Here is a 20,099-nt window from a genome sequence, read left to right as displayed (position 1 = left end):
TGACTGTGAAGGCTTCAGTCAGCGTTCGCGCAGGGCTTCGCGGGCACGGTTCAGCGGTTTGATCAGGTAATCGAGAATGGTTTTCTCACCCGTACGGATATCCACCGTGGCAATCATCCCCGGCACGATGGCGAAGTGCTTGCCGGCCTTGTTGGTCAGGCTGTCCTGCTCGGTGCGGATGAACACCCGGTAGTAGTAAATCTCCGGTTTCACCTCGTCCTGCAGGGTATCCGGCGAAATTCCCACCACCTTGCCGTCCAGCCCGCCATACACCGAGTAGTCATAGGCACTGATCTTTACCTTGGCCGCCTGGTCGGGGTGGATGAAGGCGATGTCCCGTGGGGCGATGCGGGTTTCGATCAGCAAGCGCTCATCCATCGGCACGATCTTCATCACTTGCCCACCAGGCTGCACCACGCCGCCCAGGGTGTTGACCTCGATATCCTTGACGATACCGCGTACGGGCGAGCGCAGGGTCAGGCGTGTCAGCGAGTCGCTGCGCCCGCGGATCACTTCCGACAGGCTGTCGGCTTCGGCACTGGCCTTGGCCAGTTCTTCGCGCGCGCGCACCAGGTAATCGGAGCGCGCTTCGTTGGCCTTGAGCTCCAGCTCCGAGCGCTGGCGGTTCAGGCGGATCACTTCGACCCGGCTGGAGGCGCCCATCTTGGCCAGGTTCTCAGTAATCTTCAGCTCCGCGCGCACCAGCCGCAGCGAGTCTTCGATGCCGGCCAGGGTCTGCTCCAGGCCCCGGCGGCGGGTTTCGTACAGCGCCGTCTCGGCATCGATCAGGTCGGGCGAATCGCGCAGGCTTTCGGGGAAGCTCAGCGGCTTGCCGGTGACCTCGGCGCGCAGGCGCGCCACGCTGGCCTTGGCCGCCCGGTACTTGGCCTCGCTCTCGCCAACGCTGGAGGCGGTCTTGGTCGGGTCGAGCTGGGCCAGCACCTGCCCGCGCTCGACCAGGTCGCCCTCGGCCACGTTCATCTCGGCGACGATGCCGCCTTCGAACGACTGGATCACCTGCTCGCGTGAACTGGGGATGACCTTACCGGTGCCGGTGGACACTTCCGTCACCTCGAACCAGGCGGCCCAGGCCAGGAACGCGGCGAGCAGGATTGCGCAAAGGGTGATGAGGCGGCCGGCGCGCAGCACGGCCTGGTCGTCCTGGCCGTCCAGGTAGGAGGCGGGGAGTTCGTGGTTGCTCATGCCTGCGCTCCTTGCAGCTTGCCCAGGGCGGCGTCGCGCTTGTCGTCGATGACGATGCGCCCACCGTCCAGCACGATGATGCGTTCGACCCGCTGCAGCACGCTCAGGCGGTGGGTGGCGATCACCAGGGTGCGGCCCTGGCAGAAGCGGTCGAGGTTATCCAGCAGCTTGCGCTCGGTGATGTCGTCGAGCGAGGCGGTGGGCTCGTCGAGCAACAGCACCTGCGGTTGGCGTACCAGCAGACGCGACAGCACCAGGGCCTGGCGCTGCCCGCCGGACAGGCCTTGGCCGCCTTCGAGGATCAGGTGGTCGAGGCCCTTGGGCAGGTGGCGGACGAACTCCAGCGCGCCGGTGGCGGCCAGCCCGGCCACCAGTTCCTGGTCGCTGGCCTGGCCGGCGCCGAGGGTGAGGTTTTCCCGCAGGGTGCCGTGGAACAGCCGGGCGTACTGGGCCAGCAGGCCGACGTCACGACGCAGGTCAGCGGGGTCGAGGTGGTCCATGGCAATGCCGTCGAGGGTGACTTCGCCCTGGCTCAGGTCCATGGCGCCGCCCAGCGCCTGTAGCAGGGTCGTTTTGCCGGCACCGTTGCGCCCGAGCACCGCAATGCGCTCGCCGGGCTGGATACTCAGCTGGCCGATGCTCAAAACCGGTGGCGCCTCCGGGCTGTAGCGAAAGGTCGCCTGGCGCAGCGCGTACTCACCGCGAATGGCTGGCAAGTGCACCCGGGCTTCACCTTCAGGATGGTCGACCGGCGACTGCATCAGTTTGTCCAGGCCCTGCAGGGCCACCTTGGCCTGTTGCCAGCGGGTCAGCACGTGGGTCAGCTGCGCCAGCGGCGCCATCATCCGTGACGACAGCATCGAGGCGGCCACCAGGCTACCGGTGGTGAGGTCGCCGGCAATCACCATCGGCGCGCCGATCACGATGACCACGGCAAACACCGCCCCCTGTACGTTCTGGGTCCAGGTCACCAGGCCGTTGGTCAGGGTGCGCAGGCGCAGGTTGGTGTGCGCGCAGGCGGCGTTGTACTGGTTCCACTGGCGCTCGAAACGTGCCTCGGCCTGCAGCGCCTTGATTTCGTCCAGGCCCTGGATGCTCTCCACCAGCATGGCGTTGCGCAGCGACGACTCGCGCATCGAGGCATTGGCCAGCGCCGCCAGGCGCCGTTGTGCGAGCAGCCCCGGGATGACCATGGCCAGCAACGCCGCCAGCGGGATGAACACCAGCACCCCACCGATCAGCCAGAACACCAACAGGAACAGCAGGAAGAACGGCAGGTCGGCCAGTGCCGTGGCGGTGCTCGACGTGATCAGGTCGCGGATCGACTCCAGCTCGCGCAGCTGCGAGATGAACGAACCGGTGGATTTCGGCCGCGCCGAGTTGCGCAAGCGCAGTGCATGGCCGTAGACCAGGTCGGACACCCGCAGGTCGGCCCGTTTGCCCAGCAGGTCGGTGACCTTCAACCTCAGCAGGCGCATGCTGAAGTCGAACACCAGCGCCAGCACCACGCCACCGAACAGCACATACAAAGTCGGCAGGGACTCGGCAGGGATCACCCGGTCATACACCTGCATCGAAAACAGCACGCCAGCCAGGGCCAGTACGTTGGCCACCAAGGATGCGACCATCACCTGCCCATACGGGCGCAGGTCGCGCAGCACGATGCGGGCGAACCAGTGCCGGTCATAGGGCGCGGTGTAGTCGTCGGTGCGCACATCGCGCAGCGGCCGGGCGGGGCGCATCAAGGCCACGCGGTTGATGCGCCCTTCGAGCGCTTCACGGGGCAGGCGCGAGGTCAAGCGCTGGTCGCCGGCGAAGACCACCGCCAGCTCGTTTTCCTCGGTCACCGCCTCGACCGTGGCCAACTGGCCATCGTCGAGTTCCAGCACCAGCGGCGTGCGCCACTGACGCAAGGCCTTGGCGTCGTAGCGCACGAAGCGCAAGGTCAGGCCGGCCTGGCGCGCCATGTGCCGGAGGATTTCATCCAGCGGGCGCGCATCCTCGACCGCCGCCAGGCGGATGCGCTGGGGCGAGACGTCCAGCCGATAGTGATGGGCGACCTGCAGCATCACTTCCAGCCAGGGGCCCAGATCGGGCCGGTGTTCTACCGGCTGCTCCGGGTTCTGCGCCTGATCGGCCTGGGTCAGCTTGACGGTATCGTTCATGGCTCGATTTCCACCCCTTGCAGGTTGCGCCCTTCCAGCCCGAAGGCGGTACGCAGGGCGCCGGTGTTGTACAGGCAGTCGACATCCAGGCGCAGCAGGTCGGAGCGGGTGCCGGCGAGTTCGAAACGTGACTGATAGATTTCCTGCTCGGCGTTGAGCAGGTCGAGCAAGGGGCGGGTGCCCAGGTCCAGGTACTGCCGGCCATACAGTGCGCGGGCTTCCTGAATACTGGTCTGGCGCGCCTCCAGCGAACTCAGGCGCCGGCCCAGACCGGACGTCTGTGCCATGGCTTCGGCCAGGCCGCGGCGGGCCTGCAGGCGCGCGGCATCTTCGGCGGAGTCGGCGGCGCTCAGGGCATGCCCGGCGGCGCGGGTGCGGGCGCTGATGGCGCCGCCTTGGTAGATCGGCACCTCGACGTTCAGGTAGATGCCCGCCTGGGTGCGGTCCAGGCTGCGGTTGTCGCGGTTGTAGTCGTTGTCCAGGTAATGGTTGACCTGGGGTTGCAGCGACAGCGTGGGGTAGGCTTCGGCCTTGGCCTGGGCCAGTTCGGCCTGGCTCTGGGCGCGCAAGGCCAGGGCCATCAGCACGGCTGGCAGGCGGTCGCCAGCGCCTGAGGAGCGCTTACAGGCCTGGTTCAGTTCTGGTGGCGGCTCCTCGGCCAGGGCCGGCGGCGCCATGCGACCCAGCAGTTCGGCCAGGGTCGAACGCCAGCGTTCGTACTGCGATTGGTATTCCTCGAGGGTGGCGCGGGCGCCTTCAACCCGCGACTCGGCCTGGACCACATCGGAGCGGGTGCTGGCGCCCATGTCGCTGCGCTGGCGGGCCATGCCGGCGATGTCGCCGACGCCACGGATCTGGTCGCGAGCAATGACCATCAGCTGTTCATAGCGGCGGGTTTCGATCCAGGCGTAGGCGGTGTCGCGGGCGAGGTCGTCGACCACCAGCAGGATATTGGCCTGGGCCCGGGTAGCGGCGGCCTGGGCGGCACTGACGGCATGGTCGACCTTGCCGAAGTCGTAGAGCATCTGCTTCAACGAGAGGTTCAGCGCCTGGCTGTTGCGGTCGCCGCCGTAGCCGGTGTCATAACCGGTGCGCAGACCGCCGGAAATCTGCGGGTAGTAGCCGGCACGGGCGACGTTGATGCCCTCGCCCTGCTTGTACAGGTTGCCGACCGCTTCGGCGATGCTCGGGTGCCACTGTGCGGCGGTGAGTACCGCCTCGGCCAGCCCCAGGCGGTCGCCATTATCGTTGGCTTGGCCGGAAGGCGGGCGGGCGGGGATCGCATCGGGCGCGTCGCGCATCAATGACGGCCCGATGGTGCGCAGTCTGGGGTCTATGTCATCGGCTGCCTGGGCAACCGGGTTGGGGTTGAGCACCAGGAGCCCGAAGGCTCCCAGCCACAGCGGTGACAGCGTACTGCGTCGCTTCACGAAATTCCCTTACTGCTGGTCGTCCTTGCCGCCGGGCGGTGTGCCCGGCGGGTTTGCAGTGGCCTCACACGACATGGATGCTGTTCTGCACCCAAAGGTGGTGGCTCGGATCTTCCTGGGCCGTGTATTGGTTATAGTCGATGCCGTCGGTAGTTTGGGTCCCGACCAGGTTCCAGTTGTCCGTCATGTGCACCGAGTCTTTGGCATCCCCCTTGATGATCAGCGTGTCGTTGCCGATTTCGGTGATCGCCACCACGTCTGCCAGGTTGAGGGTCAGCGCCACCGCGCTGGTGTCGTTGAGGTCGATCACCTCGATGTTGTGGATGCGATCGGCCAGGGTCCCCAGGTCGATGCTGGCATCGCCGCCACCCCATAGCAGGGTGTCGGTGCCGGTGCCACCATCGACGCTGGCGAAATGCTGGTCGACCACTTCGAGGATGTCGTTGCCAGCGCCGCCTTCCAGGGTGATATGCCCGCCCTGGCTGCCCACCAGGTGGTCGTTGCCATCGGTGCCAGCGAGCAATTCGCTGGACGCAGCGGCCGCCACGCTGGCTACGGCGACGCTGTCGTCGCTGGTGTCGGCCACCAGCGCGGAGAAGGTGGAAACGCTGGCGGCGTTGTCCAGGTTGACGGTCAGCGTGGCGGTGTCGGTGGTGCCGTTGGGGTGGGTCAGCTCGTAGGTGAAGGTGTCGTGCTGGCCGATCACCGCCGAGGTCAGCCCGCTGTTGAGGGTGTAGGTGTAGCTGCCGTCCGCATGCACCAGCAGCGTGCCGTACGTACCGGCCACGCTGACCCCGTTGTAGCCGGGGATGGTGAAGGTGTTGGCCGCGGTCAGCACGCTGAGCACGGTCAGTGCCGAACCCAGGTTGTCGGTACCGGTCGGGTCGGTGATCAGGTTGCCGCTGGCCACCGTTGCGCTGCTCACCACGAACTCGGTGAGGTGCGTGGTGGTGGTGTTGAGGCTGGTGGTGATCGAGCTGGCCAGGCCGATGCCGCCGGCGCTGACCACGATGCGATAGGCGCCAGCACCCTGGTTCTGGAAGGTATAGCCGGCGCCGCCACCGAGCAGGCTGACCAGCGAACTGCCGCCAACCGTCTGTACCACGGTGTACTGGCCGGTGCTGGTGTTGAGCTTGAGCAACTGGAGGGTAGTGCCGTTGAGCAGGCTCAACAGGTTGGCCGAGTTGACCACCACTTGCAGGTTGGCGGTGGTGTCGGCGGCCACCGTGGTGGTGTAGGTGGCCGAGCGCGAGCCGACCAGCGGCAGGGTCAGCGAGCCTAGCGTGGCGCTGCTGCTGTCGACCCGGTTGGCCAGGGTAATCTGGCTGCTGTCGATGTCGTTGACCGCATCCACCACCGTGGCCGGTGCACTGAGGTTGCTGTCGTTCCAGGTCTCCGTGGCCTGCGGGCTGTCGATGCGCACGTAGAGGTTGGCTGCAGAGGTCAGCCCGTTCGGGTGCACCAGCTCGTAACTGAACACATCGACCTTGCCGACGCTCGATGGGCTGCCGCTGGGCGTGTAGGTGTAGCTGCCGTCGGCATGGATCACCAGCGTGCCGTACTGGCCCTGCACCGTGGTGCCCGCGCCACTGGCTGCGGTCACATAGGTGCCGTTGACCAGTATCTTCAGCACGGCGCCGCTGTCCGGGCCAAGGGAGTCGACCGCGCCATTGGTGCCCGGATCAGTGATGACGTTGCCGTTGGTGGCCGTACCAGTGCCAGTGAACTGGGTCAGGCTGGTGGCTTCGATGTCGAGGCTGGTGGTGACCTGGGTCACCAGGCCGATGCCGCCGCTGGCCACGGTCAGGCGGTAGTCGCCGGCCTGCAGCTTGCCAATGTCTACCTGCAGCCCCAGTGGCAGCACGATCAGATCGAGCAGTCCCTGGGTATTGCCAGTGGCGATGGTCACCCAGGCGCCGCTGGCATTCTTCACCTGCAGGGTAAATGTCGAGTTGTTGAGCAGCGCCAGCACGCTGTTGGTCGTTAATGTCAGGGTCGGGTCGACCGTGGTGCCCGGCGCTACAGTCCAGGTGTAGGTCTTGCTGAAGCCCGACAACAGGGTGGTGAAGCTGTCGGTGTAGGTGGTGGTGGCGGTGACCGGCGCCAGGTTGACGGTGGCGGTGGCCAGGTTGTTGCTGGCGACCACCGGGGCGTTGGCATCGACGTCCGGTGCGGTGATGTTGACGTTGCCGGAGACGTTGCTGCGTGGGTCGGTCAAGGTCACCGACAGCACCTGGCCGTTATCCTGGGCCGGGCTCAGGGTGACGGTGAAGGTACCATTGGCCTGCACCACGGCAGTTTGCAGCACGGTCCCGCTGCTGCTGCGCACGGTGACCGTGGCGCCGACCTCGCCGGTACCTGTGAGGGTGGTGCCGTCGGCGCTGATCACCAGGTTGCTGGCGTTGGCCGGAGGGGTCAGGTCCGGGGCGGTCAGCGCTGTGGCGCTGGAGGTGTTGCCCGCGGCATCGGTGAGGGTGACGCTCAGCGCCTGGAAGTTGATCTGCGCGGTGTTCAGGCTGACCACGTACAGGCCGTTGCTGCCCACCGTGGCGGTGCCGAGCACGCTACCGGCGCTGTTGCGCACGGTGACCGTGCTGCCGATTTCGCCGGAGCCGCTGACCGAGGTGCCGTTGGCGTTGATCGAAGCCACCGGTGCGGTTGGCGGGGTTGTGTCCGGCGCGGTGATGCCGGTGCTGCCGGACAGGTTGCCGGCGGCGTCGGCCTGGCGCACGACCAGGGCCTGGCCGTTGTTCTGCGTGTTGGTCAGGGTGATGCTGAAGGTGCCGTCGCCCTGCACGACGGCGCTACCGACCGTGCCACTTGGGCCTTGCACGGTCACGGTCGCGCCCGGCTCGCCGTTACCGGTGAGCACGGTACCCGCCCCATTGATCGCCAGGTTGGTCGGTGCCAGTGGCGCCTGGACGTCCGGTGCTGTGTAGCGGGTGGCGCCCGAGACGTTCTGCGCGGCGTCGGCTTGGGTCAGGCTGAGCACCTGGCCGTTGAGCTGGGCGCTGCTGAGGTTGATGCTGAACGACCCCGTACCGTTGACCAGGCCACTGCCAAGCACGTTGCCGCCGGCATCGCGCACGGTCACCGTGGCCCCGGCTTCACCGCTACCGGTCAGTACCAGGCCGTTGGCAGACAGCGCAGCAACCACCGGGTTGGCAGGCGCGGTGATGTCGGCGGCGGTGACGAACACCGGTTGCGATTCGCCACCGAGCAGCGACACCGAGGTCACCGACAGGTGTTGCCCATTGAGCTGCGCGGCGCTCAAGGTGATGGAGAAACCACCGTTGCCGAGGTTGGCCGAGCCGCTGCCGATCAGGTTGCCGGCCGCGTCGTAGATACGGATGGAGCTGCCGGTGGCGGCGGTCCCCGTGAGGGTCAGGCCGTCGGCGGCCAGTGTCACGTTGACCGGTGGCTCCGGTGGCGGTACCAGCGGCGTAACATAGGTCGCGCCCGCCGAGGTGTTGCTCGCGGCGTCGGTCTGAGTGACGGTCAGGGAGGCCGCCGAGCCGGGTGCCGGCTGAAGGTTGATCGAGAAGTTGCCACCGCTGTCGACCTGGCCGGTGCCAATGACCACGCTGCCGAAGCTGACGGTCACGGTCGCGCCGGCTTCGCCGCGCCCGGTGAGGATGTCGTAGGTGTTGTTGACCGCGAGGTTGGTCACGATAGCAGGCGGCGAGGTGTCAACGGTCTGGTACGAGGCGGGTGTCGAAGTGTTGCCGGCGCTGTCGCTGGCGATCACCGTCAGCAGTTGGCCGTTGTTCTGCGCCGAGTTCAGGGTCACGGTGAAGTTGCCGCCTGCCGGCACAGTGACGGTCCCGACCTCGGTACCGGACGGATCGCGCACACTGATCACGCTACCTACCTCACCGGTGCCGTTGAGCAGCGTGCCGTTGCCGGTCAGGGTCAGGTTGGCAGGCTGGGCTGGCGGTGTCAGGTCGGGGGCGGTGAGTTGCAGCGGTACAGATGGATTACCGGTGGCGTCCTGGGCAATGACGCTGAGCACCTGGCCATTGATTTGCGCTGACGTCAGGTTGAGCACGAAGGTGCCGGCGGGGTCGATGGTGCCCTGGCCGAGCATATTGCCCTGGCTGTCCATCACCGTGAGATGAGCTCCGGCTTCACCGACACCGGTCAGTTGAGTGCCACTGGCGTTGAGACTGGCGACTACCGTGGCCGGTGGTGTGCTGTCGATGGCGGTGACGGTGCTGATAGGCGAGATGTTGCCGCTGGCGTCTGCGAGGGTCACTTGCAGAACCTGGCCATTGAGCTGCGCCGCATTGAGGTTGACCACGAAGGTGCCGTTGGGCCCGACCGTGGCGGTGCCGATCTCGGTAGTGCCGGCATAAACACGCACGGTGCTGCCCGCTTCACCGGTACCGCCGAGCTGGTCGCCAGCAGCGTTGAGCCGCAGGTCGAGCGCCGCGGCCGGTGGCGTCAGGTCCGGTGCGTTGATCGTGACCGGCTCGCTGATGTTGCCGGGTGGGTCGGCCTGTTGCACCGACAGCACCTGCTGGTTGATTTGTGCAGGGCTGAGCTCGACCCGGAAGTTGCCATCGGCGAGCACCGTGGTGGTGCCCAGCAGCACGCCGGCGGCGTTGTTCACGGTGACTGTCGCGCCCGGCTCACCGCGGCCAACGACTACGCTGCCGTCGGCATTGATGACCACATTGGTGAGGAGGTCTGGTGGGGTGAAGTCCGGTGTCTGCAGGGTGGCCACCGGCGAGAGGTTACCGGCGCCGTCGGTCAGGGTGAAGCTGAGCACCTCGGCGTTGCCCAGGGCCGGGTTGAGGGTGAGGGTGAAGTGGCCGCTGGCGTCGACCAGGGCCGTGCCGATCTGCTGGCCCGCCGGGTTGGTCACGATCACCGTGGCCCCGGCTTCGCCACGCCCAGTGATGGTCGCGCCATCGCTGGAGATGGCCAGTTCGCTGGGGGCATTGGGCGGTGTGGTGTCGGGAGCGGTGATGGAGCCGGCGCTGGACTGGTTGCCAGCGGCATCGGTCAACACCACCTGCACGGCCTGGCCGTTGGCCAGTGGCGTATTGAGGGTGACCTGGAAGCTGCCGTTGCTCATCACCGTGGCGGTGCCCAGCACGGTGCCGTCGGCCGCGATGACCTTGACCGCGGCATTGGCTTCGCCAGTACCGTTGAGCAGGCTGCCGCCACCGGCGAATGCCAAATTGGCCGGCGCATTCGGCGCAGTGATGTCCGGTGCGGTGAGGCTGACGCTGTTGGACTCGTTGCCAGCCGCGTCAGTCTGCGCGGCGCTGAGCTGCTCCCCGTTCACCTGGGCGGCGGCGAGGTTGACGCTGAAGTTGCCATCGGCGCCAACCACGGCGGTGCCGAGGTCGGTCCCGCCGATACCGAGCACGGTCACGGTGGCACCTGGCTCACCGTGGCCGGTGAGCACCAGGCCGTCGTTGGACAGCACCAGGTTGCTCAGCGGTTGTGGCGCAGTGCTGTCAGGTGCCTGCAACTCGCCCGGCAGCGACGTGCTGCCGTCTGTGCCGGTAGCGCTGACCTGGAGAATTTCGCCATTGGCCTGGGTGCTGCCGAGGGTGACGCTGAAGGTGCCATTGTTGTTGACCGGGGCGCTGCCCAGCAGCACACCGTTGGGGCCGACCACGCTGATCGTGCTGCCTGGTGTGGCGATACCGGTGACCACCAGGCCGTCGGCGGACAGCACCAGGCTGCCGGGGACATCGGGTGCGGTATTGCCCGGGGCGGTGACGTTCTGCACCGGCGAAGCGTTGTTGGCGGCGTCAGCCTGCACGACGGCGAGTTGTTCACCCGCCGTTGCAGCCGGGGCGAGCGTGACCGAGAAGCGGCCGTCGCTGCCGACCTGCGCCGTGCCCAGCGGGGTGCCGTCCGCTGCGCGCACGGTGACCGTGGCACCGGCCTCGCCGGTGCCGGTCAGGGTGGCACCATTGGCCGAGACGGCCAGGTGGGCGACAGCGGCCGGAGGCGTGGTGTCGGCTGCGGTGTAGGCGGCCACGGGCGAGACGTTGCCGGCGGCATCGGTAGCGGTTACCTGCAGGGCCTGACCGTTGGTCTGCGGGCTGCTCAGGGTGACCTGGAAGGTGCCGTTGGCGGCAGCCACTGCAGTGCCCAGCACATTGCCCGCAGCATCGCGGACGGTGACCGCGCTGCCGGATTCGGCACTGCCGCTCAGTTGCAGACCGCTGCCGGCCAGGGCCAGGGCGGTGGGCGCCGCAGGCGGGGTATGGTCGGGGGCAGTCACCGCGACGGCGGCAGAGGTGTTGTTGCCAGCGTCGGTCTGGGTCACGCTCAGGCGCTCGGCGTTAAGCTGCGCGCTGGTGAGGGTGAGGGTGAAGCTGCCGTTGGCAGCCACCAGGCCGCTGCCGATGATGGTGCCGTCCGGGCCGCGCACGGTCACCGCGGCGCCGGCTTCACCCAGGCCGGTGAGGGTCAGCCCGTTGTTGTTGAGCACCACATTGGTCAGCGCCGCCGGGGCGCTCAGGTCGGTGGTGACGACAGTGACTGCCGGCGAGGTGTTGCCCGCAGCATCCAGCTGGGTCACGCCGAGCGCCTGGCCAGTGGCCTGGGAGGTGGCGAAGGTGACCGTGAAGCGCCCGTCGGCGCCCACGGTGGCGCTGCCAAGCACGGCGCCGCTGGCATCGCGTACCTGCACCGTGGCGCCCACCTCACCGCTGCCGGACAGCTGCCGGCCATCATTGCTGAGGGTTGCGTTGGCAATGGCTGCCGGTGGCGTGCGGTCAGGGGTCGCCAGGCTGGCCGGGCCGGATACGTTGCCGGCAGCATCGCTGAGGGTGACCTGCAGTGCGCTGCCGGTGGTCTGTGCGCTGGGCAGGGTGATCTGGAACTGGCCGCTCTGGTTCACCGTGCCAGTGGCGAGCACGGCGCCGCTGGCGTCGCGCACGGTAACCAGCGCACCGGCTTCGCCCTGGCCGCTGACCACGGTGGCGGCAGTGTTGAGGCTCAGGCCGGTGGCGGCATTCGGGGCCTGCAGGTCGGGCGCCTGCAAGGTTGCAGCCAGCGAAATATTACCCGCCGCGTCGGCCTGGGTAATGGTGAGGTTCTGCGCATTGGCCTGCGGTGGCACCAGGCTGACATAGAACAGGCCGTTGCTGCCGACGGTGCCGGTGCCAACCACGGTGCCGCTGGCGTCGGTCACGCTCACGGTCGCGCCGACTTCGCCGTGGCCGGTCAAGGTACTGCCGCTGGGGTTGATGGCGACCTGGGTCGGCGCATCGGGCGGGGTGTTGTCGGTGGCGACGATGGTCGCCGGCACCGAAGGGGCGCCGCTGGCCGACGCGCGGGCGCTGACGTGCAGGGTCTGGGCATTGAGCTGGGCATTGGCGAAGAAGATGCGGAAGATGCCGTCGCTGCCGACCGTGCCGGTGCCCAAGGTGGTGCCGGCGGAGGTGACGGTGATCAGCGAGCCGACCGTGCCCGCGCCGGTGAGCAGGAAGCCATCAGCGCTGATGGCCAGGTTGGTGGGTGCTGCGAGTTCGCTGCCGTCTGGCCCGTTGACGGTAATGCCGGTCTCGTTGTTGCCGGCGTCGTGCACCACCAGTTGCACGCTGTCGCCAGCGGCCAGCGGTGGGTTGATCTGAACTTCGAAGGTACCGTCCGGGTTGACCGTGGCGGTGCCCAGTTCGGTGCTGCCGTCGCGGACGATGATCGTGGAGCCGGGTTCGGCGGTACCGCTGATCAGGCTGCCATCGGGGCTGACCGCGAGGTCGGTGGCCGGTGCGGGGGGCGAGGTGTCTGCTGCGGTGATCGGGGTCGGCTCGGTGCTGTTGCCGGCGGCATCGGCGACCACCACGGTCACCGTCTCGCCATTGAGCAGGGCTGGCGACAGCGGCACGCTGAAGCTGCCGTCGGGGTTGACCGAAACCGTGGTTTCGACGCCGGTCGGGCTGATCACGGTGACAGACGCCGCGCCGGGCGCGTTGCCGCTCAGTGCCAGGCCATCGGCGCTGATCGCCAGGCCCGTGGGCAGCGCCGGCGGGGTGAGGTCTGGAGCGGTAGCCTGGCCTGCACCGGAGGCATGGCCTTCGGGGTCGGTCTGGGTGACGTCGAGGGTCTGGCCGTCCAGTTGCAGCGGGCTCAGCGAAACGCTGAAGCTGCCACTGGCCGGTACCACCACGCTGCCCAGCAGGGCGCCTGCGGCATTGCGCACTTCCACGGTGGCACCGGGCTCCCCGGTGCCCTGGACCTGGCTGCCGTCGGCGCTGACCTGCAATCCGCCCGGGGCGGCAGGGGCGCTGCTGTCGTCGGCGGTGAACGGTGCCGACGGCGAGGCGTTGCCAGCGGCGTCGGTGAGCACCACCGACACGGTTTCGCCGCTGGTTTGCGCAGGTGTCAGGGTGATGCTGAAGCTGCCGTCGCCATCGACCACGCCGCTACCGAGCAGTTGCCCGCCGGCACCGCGAACCTGCACAGTGGCACCCACTTCGCCCTGGCCGGTAAGGGTGATGCCATCGGCGCTGAGCCCAAGGCCTTGGGCGGGGAGCGGCGCTTCGCGGTCACTGGCGGTCAGGGTGTCGGCGGGCGAGGGGTTGCCGGCGCCGTCGCTCTGGATCACCGTCAGCACCTGGCCATTGAGTTGTGGTGGGTCGATGGTCACACGGAAGCTGCCGTCGGCTTCGACCGTGGCGGTGCCCAGCACTGCGCCGCCGGCGCCGGTCACCCGAACCTGCGCGCCGGGTTCGCCGCTACCGGTGAGCACCGTGCCGTCGGTGGACAGCGCAAGGCCTGTGGTGATGGCTGGCGCCTGGGTGTCCGGCGCCGTCAGGCCGACGGCGGCCGAGACGTTGCCGGTCGGGTCGCGTTGTTCGACGGTCAGGGCCTGGCCATTGCTCTGGGTTGGGTTCAGGGTTACTTGGAAGCTGCCGTCGCCGTTGACCACGGCGGTGCCCAGCACAGTGCCGTTCGGGCCGCGCACGGTGACGGTGGCGCCTGGCTCGCCAGTGCCGGAGACGCTGGTACCGCTGCCGTCGACGCTCGGGTTGCTCACGGCTTGTGGTGGCGTGGTGTCGGGGGCGGTAAAGCTGACCGGCCCGGCGCTGTTGCCCAGCGAGTCGGTGGCTTCGACGCTCAACGGTTCACCGTTGCGCTGGGGCACGTTGAGGGTGATGTCGAACTGCCCGTTGGCGGCGACGATGGCCGTGCCCAGCACGCTGCCGTCGGCAGCGCGCACGGTGACGATCGAACCCGCCTGGCCGGCGCCGGTGAGATGCAGGCCGGTGACGTCGACGGCCAGCGCCGAAGCTTGTAGCGGGCCATCCAGGTCAGGCGCGGTGAGGGTGGCGGTGGAGCTGTTGCCGGCGGCGTCGCGCAGCACCACGTCGAGCGCCTGGCCGTTGACCTGGGCGGGCGACAGCGTGACGCTGAAGTAACCGTTGGCCCCGACCGTGGCGGTGCCCAGTACCGTACCCTGGACATTGGTGACCTGCACGGTGGCGCCAACCTCGCCGCGGCCGGTGAGGGTCACGCCGTCGGCCGCCAGGTTCAGGTCGCTGGCCTGGTTCGGCGCAGTGATGTCCGCAGCGTTGATCTGGCTAGGCAACGAACTGTTGCCGTCGGCGTCGATGGCCACCACGTCGAGCAGTTCGCCATTGGCCTGGGCCGGGGCGAGCGCGATGGTGAAGGTGCCATCGTTACCCACCTGCCCGCTGCCGATGACCGTGCCGTTGGCATCGCGCACTTCCACCAGGCTGCCCACCGGGGCGGTGCCGCTGATGGACGAGCCGTCGGCGTTCAGCACCAGCCCATCAGGGCCTTCAGGCACAGCAGTGGCGGGGACGATGACAATGAGCGAGACCGAAGGGTTGCCGGCGGCATCGGTCTGTACCAGCGCGATGGCGTCCCCGGCGCTGACCGGGCCATTGAGGTCGACCAGGAAAGTGCCGTTGGCTGTTACCACGCCAGTACCGATGACCACGCCGTTGGCATCACGTACTTCCACCGTGGCCCCCGGCTCGCCTCGGCCGGCCACGACCAGGCTGCCGGCACCGATGATGACGTTGCTGATGATCGACGGTGGTGTGGTGTCCGGCACGGTGTAGTCCAGCAGCGGCGAACGGTTGCCAGCGGCATCGATTACGCTGATGGCCAGGTGTTCACCGTCGGTCTGGGCCGGGGCGAGGGTGAAGCTGAAGCGGCCATCCGGCCCGACGATGCCGCTGCCGATCAGGGTGCCGTCGGCATCACGCACTTCCACCCGGGCGCCTGCTTCGGCGCTGCCGCTCAGGGTCACGCCATTGGCCAGGTCGAGCCCGCTGGGTTGCCCTGGCGGCACCAGGTCCGGTGCGGTCAGCGGGTTGGGCGTCGAGACGTTGCCGGCGGCATCTGTGAGGGTGACCTGCAGCGATGAGCCATCGACCACCGGCGCGGTCAGTTGCAAGGTGAAGCTGCCATCGGCTTGCACGGTGCCGGTGCCGATCAGTTGGCCTTGGTCGTTCAGTACCTTGACCGTGGCACCGACTTCGCCACGGCCCGACACGGTGCGCCCGTCGGTGCTGATAATCACATCGCTGGGCGGGAGAGGCGGGGTGGTATCGCCACCGTTGTCGATATCCGGCGCGGTGACGGTGCTCGCAGCGGACGTGTTTTGTGCAGCATCGGTAGCCGTGACCTGCAGCGCTTGACCGTCGACCTGGGGTGGGTTGAGGGTAATGCTGAACTCACCGTTCGCGCCGACCACGACACTGCCCAGCACCGTGCTGCCATCGGCAGCCAGCACGCGCACGGTGCTGCCAGGTTCGGCACGGCCGGTGAGCACGGTGCCGTCGGGGCTGACGGCCAGGCCGGAAGGTACGGCCGGCGGAGTAATGTCGGGGGCATTGAACTGCAGCGCTGGGGACACGTTGCCTGCGGCATCGACCAGGCGAACACTCAGCGTTTCACCGTTGGCCTGGGCAGGGCTGAGGCTGACGTCGAAGTTGCCACTGCCATCGACCACACCGCTCCCGATCAGATTGCCAGCAGCATCGCGCACCTGCACGGTGGTGCCGGGTTCGCCGCGACCTGTGAGGTGTTGGCCAGCCTGGCCGACCGCCACGTCGGTGGGGGCATTCGGTGGCGTGGTATCGGGCGGGTTGCCGACGCCATCGTTCGGCGCGGTGATGTCAGCGGCAGATGAGGTGTTGCCCGCTGCGTCGGTGGCAGTCACTTCCAGCGCCTGGCCGTTGGTTTGCGGGGGTTGCAGGGTGATGCTGAACTGGCCGTCGTTGCCGGCCACGGCGGTGCCCAGCAAGGTACCGTTGGGGCCGCGCACCTGTACGGTGGAACCCGGCTCGGCGCGCCCGGTCAGGCGCAGGCCGTCGGGCGAAACCAGCAGGTCGATGGGTGTGGCCGGTGCTGTGGTGTCGCCAGGCGTGCTGCCGCCGCCACCGCCACCGCCACTGCTGTTGTTTGCCGCTGCCGCCACACCGCCGACGCCGAGCAGGCTGAGACCGGCGATGGCAAAGGTCGAGGTCTCGCTGCCAGCGGTGCCGATGCCGGCCACCAGCTCGTCGAGCGAGTTGACTTCCTCAAAGGTAAAGCCGGTGAAGGCCGTTGCGTCATAGTTGGCGTGCCACAGGGTGCCGTCTTCGCCGACGAACACCATGTCGCTGCCGACGCCTGCCTGGTCTACGGCAAAGAAGTTGCCGACGGTGATCTTTTCTCCGGATTTAAGCGTGACGATCAGGTCCTGGCCATGCCGGGTGACGGTGGCCACCTGGTCGGGCGCGACGGGCATCTGCACCACGCCTGGGCTTTTGAGGGTGAGATTGCCCCATGCATTCTGGGTGGCTACCGCGGTTTGCTTGTCGGCGACGACGATGTTGTCCATGAGTGCTCCCTGCTGGATTGCGGCACACGGGATCGCCCTCGCGATCCTTGGCTGGCGCAACCCGCCCGATGGGCGGAACGTGTTGCCCGCAGCTTGGCCAGGTAGCGGCCGCGTCACCGAAGATTAGGGAGATATAGCAGTCCAGCAGATTGCCACCAGATGGCTTTACGCATAGTCCTTTAGTGAATGTCGGCTCAGCGAAGCCCAAGGCGACGAGCCAAGCGGCTAAGGTTGGCGCGGTCCAGGCCGAGCTCGCGGGCCGCCGCGGCCCAGTTGTCCTGATGGCGTTGCAGGCAGGCATCGATCAACTGGCGCTGGTAATCATCGAGCGCTTCGCGCAGGCCACCTGCCGGTACCGCCAAGGCGGCAGGCGTGGCCTGGGAAAGGGGGGCAGTCGTAGCGGGCTGGGCGACATGCAAATCGAGGTCGCTGGCTTCCAAGGTGAGAATACGCGGGCGTTCCGGGTGTTGGCCCATGGCCTTGAGAGCCGAGCGACCGATCAGGTGTTCGAGCTCGCGCACGTTACCTGGCCAGTCATACGCCAGCAGGGCCGCTTGCGCTTCACTGCTCAGTCGGAGGCTGTTCAAACCTAGCCGCGATCGGTTCTGTTCGAGGAAATAACCGGCAAGAAGCAGCACATCGCGGCCACGTTCGCGCAGCGGCGGGACCTGCAGCGGGTACACGCTGAGGCGGTGGTAGAAGTCGGCGCGGTAGTTGCCGGCGCGCACTTCGGCGGCCAGGTCACGGTTGGTGGCAGCGATCAGGCGGACGTCGACGCGGTGCTCGCGGTCCGAGCCCAGGCGTTGCAGCTGGCCACTTTGCAGCACGCGCAGCAGCTTGGCTTGCACGGCCAGCGGCAACTCGCCCACCTCATCGAGAAACAGCGTACCGCCGTTGGCCAACTCGAACTTGCCACGCCGCTCGCCGTGGGCACCGGTGAAGGCGCCGCGCACATGGCCGAACAGTTCGCTTTCCACCAAGGTGTCGGGCAGGGCTGCACAGTTCAGGCTGACCAGGGGTTTGTCGGCCCGGTTGCTGGCTTGATGCAAGGCCATGGCCACCAGCTCCTTGCCCACACCGGTCTCGCCGGTGATCAGTACGGTCAGTTCGCTGCCGCCGACCAGGCGTATTTCTTCCAGCAAGCGCTTGTGTGCCGGGCTCTGGCCGATCAGTTCCTTGTCCTGGCCGCTGGCCTGTCGGTAGATCTCGGCGCGGTGGTGCTCGTCTTCTGCACGCAAAGCCAGGTGCTCGATGCGCTCGGCCACGGTCACGGTGGCGGCGGCCAGGCTGGCGAAGGCCTGCAGGGCATCCAGCTCCAGGCTCTGAAACTGGCCGGGGCTGAGGGCGTCGAGGGTTACCAGGCCCCACGGGCGCTCGTCGACCATCAGCGGGCAGCCCATGCAGTCGTGCACTTCAAGATCGGCATCAGGGGCGTTGACCAGACCATCGTAAGGGTCGGGCAATTCGGAATCGCTGGCAAAGCGAGTCGGTTCCGGGCGGCTTAGCAGAATCTGGAAACGCGGGTGCTCACTGACCTTGAAGCGCCGGCCCAGGGTATCGGGAGACAGCCCATCGACAGCCAGCGGCACCAGCCATTCGCCATCCAGACGCAGCAGTGCGGCGGCATCGCAGGGCAGCAGCCCGCGCATGGCCTGCAGCAGCCGACGGTAGCGCTCCTGGTCGGGCAGGTCGCGGGACAGGTCGCTGACCAGGGGCAGCAAGGTGGTGAGCAAGGGTTTTGTAGTCATATGGACTCCTGTAGGTCGATTTGACTATACGCTCGGGCAGGTCAATTTGACATGGCCGGCGTCAATGCCTTGATTTCACTAACGAAAAAAGTTGGCACGATTGCTGTAATAGCAAGGGCAACCATTTGAAGCCTCAGGCTCAGGAGTTGTCTAAATGCTCAATGCCGAACAACGTGCAATCATCAAAGCCACTGTCCCTCTGCTGGAAACCGGTGGTGAAACCCTGACCACCCACTTCTACAAGATGATGCTCAGCGAGTACCCAGAGGTCCGCCCGCTGTTCAACCAGGCCCACCAGGCCAGCGGTGACCAGCCGCGCGCCCTGGCCAATGGCGTGCTGATGTATGCCCGTCACATCGACCAGCTGGAGCAGCTCGGTGGCCTGGTCGGCCAGATCATCAACAAACACGTTGCCTTGCAGATTCTGCCGGAGCACTACCCGATCGTCGGCAGCTGCCTGCTACGTGCCATCGAAGAAGTGCTGGGCAAGGAAATCGCCACCCCCGAGGTGATCGCTGCCTGGGCTGCTGCCTATGGTCAGCTGGCCGATATCCTGATCGGCGCCGAGGAAAGCCTTTACAAACAGAAGGAAGAGGCCGCCGGCGGCTGGCGCGGTACCCGCGAATTCCGCCTGGCCCGTCGCGAGCAGGAAAGCAGCGAGATCACCTCGTTCTACTTCGCCCCAGTGGATGGCCAGCCGGTACTCAAGGCTGAGCCTGGCCAGTACATCGGCCTGCAGCTGTTCATCGACGGTGCCGAACAGCGCCGCAACTACTCGCTGTCAGCCCTGTGCGACGGCCAGGAGTACCGTATCAGCGTCAAGCGCGAGGAGGGCGGCAAGGTCTCCAGCTACCTGCATGATGAGCTGGTGGTGGGCGATACCCTGCAGCTGTTCCCGCCAGCGGGTGATTTCACCCTGGCAGCCAGCGACAAGCCGCTGGTGCTGATCAGCGGTGGTGTCGGCATTACCCCGACCCTGGCGATGCTCGAAGCGGCACTGCAAACCCAGCGCCCGGTGCATTTCATTCACTGCGCACGTAACGGTGCAGTGCACGCTTTCCGCGACTGGATCGATGGGCTGGCCGAGCGCCACCCGCAGCTCAAACGCTTCTACTGCTATGCGGAGGACGACGGCGCGCAGAAAGCCGACGCGGTTGGCCTGCTGAGCCAGGACCTGCTGGGTGAATGGCTGCCACGCGAGCGTGATGTGGATGCTTACTTCCTTGGGCCGAAAGGCTTCATGGCGGCAGTCAAGCGCCAGCTGAAGGGCCTGGGTGTACCGGAGCAGCAGAGCCGTTATGAGTTCTTCGGGCCGGCAGCTGCCCTGGAGTAACTTGCCACGCTGGACTGTAGGAGCGGCCTTGTGTCGCGAAAGGGCTGCGCAGCGGCCCCGGCAATTTCAGCGGCGAAGCTGAAGCCCGGGGCCGCAGCGCGGCCCTTTCGCGACACAAGGCCGCTCCTACATCCTATATATAAGGAAAGATGAAAGCAGCCTCGGCACCTTTCATCTTTAATCCTCCTTTAATCACTGTATCCTTCACTCCCGGGTGTCGAGGGGCTTGCTCCTGCGCGGCACCCGGGCAGCCGCTTTTTACCGGCCGACGTTGAACCGACGTCGCTGCAGCCGGTCTCAGCATCTCCGGATAGCCTCGTGCAGGGCTGTCTCGCCGCTTCCTCGGCACGCTAAAGGGCCATGCCTGCGTGTAGAATTGCACCCAGGCGG

6 protein-coding genes are annotated in these 20,099 nt (G+C 67.2%); 1 reads left to right on the top strand and 5 read right to left on the bottom strand.

Annotated features, from left to right (window positions below):
- Positions 1-18: 18 nt before the first annotated feature.
- The 5 genes from APH28_RS17565 to norR form a co-directional block, all read right to left on the bottom strand.
- Positions 19-1,203 (bottom strand): HlyD family type I secretion periplasmic adaptor subunit, encoded by a 1,185-nt coding sequence (locus APH28_RS17565; RefSeq protein ID WP_060511491.1) that lies wholly within the window; start codon positions 1,201-1,203, stop codon positions 19-21.
- Positions 1,200-3,368 (bottom strand): type I secretion system permease/ATPase, encoded by a 2,169-nt coding sequence (locus APH28_RS17560; protein WP_060511489.1) that lies wholly within the window; start codon positions 3,366-3,368, stop codon positions 1,200-1,202. The genes APH28_RS17565 and APH28_RS17560 overlap by 4 nt, the downstream gene beginning before the upstream one ends.
- Positions 3,365-4,798, bottom strand: coding sequence for a TolC family outer membrane protein (locus APH28_RS17555; protein ID WP_060511487.1), 1,434 nt, complete (start codon positions 4,796-4,798; stop codon positions 3,365-3,367). The genes APH28_RS17560 and APH28_RS17555 overlap by 4 nt, the downstream gene beginning before the upstream one ends.
- Before the next feature lie 64 nt (positions 4,799-4,862).
- On the bottom strand, positions 4,863-16,628 hold the full coding sequence (locus APH28_RS17550) for a BapA/Bap/LapF family large adhesin (protein ID WP_060511485.1): 11,766 nt from the start codon (positions 16,626-16,628) through the stop codon (positions 4,863-4,865).
- 194 nt (positions 16,629-16,822) lie between these two features.
- Entirely contained in the window at positions 16,823-18,376 is a 1,554-nt protein-coding gene (gene norR / locus APH28_RS17545; protein ID WP_060511483.1) for a nitric oxide reductase transcriptional regulator NorR, read from the bottom strand.
- Between the two features lie 154 nt (positions 18,377-18,530).
- On the opposite strand from norR, the gene hmpA reads away from it, so the two are divergent.
- On the top strand, positions 18,531-19,709 hold the full coding sequence (hmpA, locus tag APH28_RS17540; RefSeq protein WP_060511473.1) for an NO-inducible flavohemoprotein: 1,179 nt from the start codon (positions 18,531-18,533) through the stop codon (positions 19,707-19,709).
- The last annotated feature ends 390 nt before the right edge of the window (positions 19,710-20,099 follow it).

The organism is Pseudomonas sp. NBRC 111124 (genome assembly GCF_001320245.1).
Classification (GTDB): Bacteria; Pseudomonadota; Gammaproteobacteria; order Pseudomonadales; family Pseudomonadaceae; genus Aquipseudomonas.
Note: the sequence above shows the minus strand (reverse complement) of the source record. Positions and strands in the feature narration are given on the sequence as shown.

Bases quoted from the DNA above. Each gene is read 5' to 3' on its own strand.
- APH28_RS17565 (WP_060511491.1), bottom strand. From the start codon at position 1,203: ATGAGCAACCACGAACTCCCCGCCTCCTACCTGGACGGCCAGGACGAC.
- APH28_RS17560 (WP_060511489.1), bottom strand. From the start codon at position 3,368: ATGAACGATACCGTCAAGCTGACCCAGGCCGATCAGGCGCAGAACCCG.
- APH28_RS17550 (WP_060511485.1), bottom strand. From the start codon at position 16,628: ATGGACAACATCGTCGTCGCCGACAAGCAAACCGCGGTAGCCACCCAG.
- norR (WP_060511483.1), bottom strand. From the start codon at position 18,376: ATGACTACAAAACCCTTGCTCACCACCTTGCTGCCCCTGGTCAGCGAC.
- hmpA (WP_060511473.1), top strand. From the start codon at position 18,531: ATGCTCAATGCCGAACAACGTGCAATCATCAAAGCCACTGTCCCTCTG.